The organism is Eudoraea sp. (assembly GCF_049669105.1).
In the GTDB taxonomy this organism is placed as follows: Bacteria; Bacteroidota; Bacteroidia; order Flavobacteriales; family Flavobacteriaceae; genus Eudoraea.
In genome coordinates this window covers 1-2504 of record NZ_JBATKE010000118.1, presented here as the reverse complement: position 1 = coordinate 2504, position 2504 = coordinate 1, and the positions used below count along the sequence as shown (strand labels likewise).

The 2504-nt window shown below is 41.5% G+C and carries 3 protein-coding genes; all 3 read left to right on the top strand.

What is annotated here, in order from left to right; translation table 11 throughout:
* On the top strand, positions 1-1137 hold a 1137-nt coding region (locus WBM60_RS10155), incomplete at its 5' end, for a 6-phosphofructokinase (protein WP_424283040.1).
* A gap of 10 nt (positions 1138-1147) precedes the next feature.
* The gene (locus WBM60_RS10150; RefSeq protein WP_424277218.1) at positions 1148-2113 is read left to right on the top strand and encodes a glycyl-radical enzyme activating protein; all 966 of its coding nucleotides are present in this window, start codon (positions 1148-1150) and stop codon (positions 2111-2113) included.
* Between the two features lie 186 nt (positions 2114-2299).
* Positions 2300-2504, top strand: a 205-nt coding sequence (locus tag WBM60_RS10145) for a hypothetical protein (RefSeq protein ID WP_424283039.1), incomplete at its 3' end; no start/stop codon positions are given.

Sequence of the window (2504 nt, the reverse complement as noted above, 5' to 3'; positions counted from 1 at the left end):
AAAATAGCTATCGCCATTGGGGCAGGGTATACTCCCGGCATCAATTCCATAATTATGGGAGCTGCTATTTCAGCCCACAAAGCAGGTTGGGAAGTAGTAGGTATTCGCGATGGCTTCGAAGGATTGCTCTTCCCCGAAAAATATCCTAACAAAGGATTGATTGACTTAGGGCCGGAGGTAATCAGTAAATTGAATCCCATGAGCAGTGACGCTATGGGAACGGCGGCAAGTGTTGATCCATTCAACGTACGGACAATTAATGAGCTGGAAATGGTTGAAGAAGTGGATATGTCTGATACACTTCTGGAAAACATCCAGAAAGAAAATATTGATGCTGTTATCGCTATTATGATGGGCAGAGGTCTAAGCATACTTCATAAGCTTAATGCAAAAGGCTTAAAGTCAGTATGTATACCACGAACGGTAGAGAATGACATGGCAGCCACTTCTGTTGCTTTTGGCTTCAATACTGCCCTTAGTTTTAGCATCGAAATGTTGGATAGAGCTCGAAATGCAGCCATTTCAGCGAAAAAAATAGGAGTTGTAGAAGTTCTTGGATCGCAGGCCGGATGGTTAGCTTTGCAAAGCAGTATTTCTGTGTTAGCTGATGCAGTTGTATTACCGGAGTTCCCTTGCGATGTAAAAGCTCTGGCGCAACACCTGAAGTCGAAAATTACTTCTGACCGTCCGCATGCATTAGTGGTAGTTGCAGAAGGAAGTTCGTTTACTAATCTTCACGGAGTTACAAAAGATACCCTGAGTGATTTAAAAAAAGCATTGTCTCCATTAGCCACAGAAGAAAATAGCGAATTTACCATCAATAAAAGCGGGAAAGCTGCCAAAACGCTATCGCATGCATTGCAACAGCTGCTTGCAGACGAAGTATATCAATTGGTATTAGGTCCCTGGACACGCGGAGGCGATGCGACAGCCGTTGATCGTCAATTAGGTTTGGCCTATGGTGCTGCAACCGTTAATGCACTGGAGCAAAACAAGTTTGGAACCATGGCAGCATTTGTACCGCCAAATATAGACTTTGTGCCGCTCATTAATACACTTAATAAAAAGCGAACCATACAAAGTGATAATGAGTTTATGAGAGTAGCCCACGCATTAGGAATTTATACAGGAATTTAAAACGACCATCATGGAAAATCAAAATTATTTAGATATTAAAGGTCGTGTATTAAATATACAACGATATTGTGGTGAGGATGGACCTGGCACCAGAACAACTGTATTTTTAAAAGGGTGTTCCCTTCGTTGTAAATGGTGTAGCAATCCGGAAAGTATAAAGCCAAAACCGGAATTAGATTTCAATAGAAAAACATGTAAAGGAGCAAAGGAATGTGGAATTTGTTTAAAAGATCCATTCCCACAAGGTGCTTTTTATGTCATGGAAGGCGAGGATGACAAAGTCCATGCGAACTGGGATTTGGCAAACTCATGTACTGAAGAACTTGCACAATTGTGTCCTACCGGATCTATTGGAATGTTTGGTAAAGAAATGACGGCCGGTGAAGTCCTTACCGAAGTGCTGAAAGATGAAAGTATGTATCGCAATACCGGTGGCGGTGTAACCATTAGCGGTGGCGAGTGTTTACTGCAACCTGATTTTACGGCGGCCATTTTGCGCGGTGCACAGGAAAGCGGCCTTCATACCGCCATTGAAACGGCCGGCAATGTTCCCTGGGAATTTATGGAAAAAGTTTTACAATATGTAGATCTAATGCTACACGATAATAAATTAATGAATCCTGATCCTGAGCGCCACCGGAAATGGACGGGGGTAACAAACAAACGTTCACTTGAAAATTTCAAAAAGGCATATGAAACTTTTCCCAATGTGGAATTTATCACAAGAACACCTCTCATACCCGGTATTAATGCCGATGAAGGGCATATTCGTGCTGTACTTGATTTTATTAAGCCATATAAAAATGTGATTGATTATGAGCTGCTCCCTTACCACCGTTTTGGGCTGGGTAAATACCAATATTTAGGCAAGGTGTACGAATTGCAGGATTACCAATCGCCTTCGCCTGAACTTCTTGAGCATCTGCGGGGTATTATTGATGAAGCTTTTGGCCGGAAGGCAGAAGCCAAAGCATAACCTAAATGTGATAGTCCATGCCTTGTTCATGTTTATTGACAGGGCATGGCTTATGAACTGGTAGGTGAATTAAGAATTGTGAAGTATTTGATTCATGGAAAAGTCTATGGAATGAAAGTCATTATGAAGGGTAAGAATTATTTCCCGGACTGAACGAAAGAGAAGAAACTTAAATAGAATAAAAAAGTGGAATTAGGTGAAATACTATTTCTGGCATTGAAAATATTTGCTACTGCAGCTACTTTTTTAAGCTTACTGGATATTGGACTGCAACTGGAAATGAAAGAAACCATTGTAGGCATCCGCAACCCAAGGTTTACTTTATTCACCTTGTTTTGGGGCTTCATACTCGGTCCGGCTATTGCCTATCTGCTAACTTTAGTGCTTCCCT

What these genes read in the sequence shown, in the direction of transcription:
- WBM60_RS10150 (WP_424277218.1), top strand. Translation starts at nt 1,148, where the DNA reads ATGGAAAATCAAAATTATTTAGATATTAAAGGTCGTGTATTAAATATA.